Genomic DNA, 635 nt, shown 5'->3' with positions numbered 1-635 from the left:
CTTAGAATACAAATCCATCACAGATGCCAAGTAACACCAGCCATCTTTTTTTGTGTGAATATAGGTAATATCCGCAACCCACTTTTCATTTATTGTCGTTGTGGAGAAGTCCTGTTCTAATAGATTTGTACGTTCTTCTACAGTTGATTTTGATGAATGTGGTTTGTATTTTTTTAATATATTGGAACGGATATTTTCTCTCTTCATAATCCGTTGTACACGCTTGATACTTAGTTGTAATCCTTGTTCCAATAGTATTTGGTGAATTTTAGGTGCGCCGTAACGTTCTTCACTATCTTGATGAATTTGTATAATTTTCTGGGTTAATTCTTTATTTTCACGACTACGTTTTGACCCTGTTTTGCGCTGAGATTGGTAATACGAACTTCTCGCTATTCTAAGAGTTTGGCACATCATATGAACAGAGTATGTTTCTTTTTGATAATCGATAAATTGATGTAATTCTGTATCTTTTATTTTTTTGCGAATATGGCCATAGCCTTTTTTAAAATCTCATTTTCCTCTTTCAGACGAAGCATTTCTTTCTGCATTTGTTTCAGATCTTCTAGTGTCATTTCTTCCTCATCAATCGTTGTGATAGGAGAATATTTTTTAATCCATTTATAAATTGTTAC

Annotated in this window: 1 pseudogene; it reads right to left on the bottom strand. The window is 32.9% G+C overall.

Going from position 1 to position 635, the window contains the following annotated elements:
- A pseudogene (locus tag Y7E_RS0106935) lies at positions 1 to 635 on the bottom strand (IS3 family transposase); the annotation flags it as partial.

The organism is Bacillus bingmayongensis (genome assembly GCF_000299035.1).
GTDB lineage: Bacteria > Bacillota > Bacilli > Bacillales > Bacillaceae_G > Bacillus_A > Bacillus_A bingmayongensis.
This window is presented reverse-complemented; position numbering and strand designations above follow the sequence as displayed.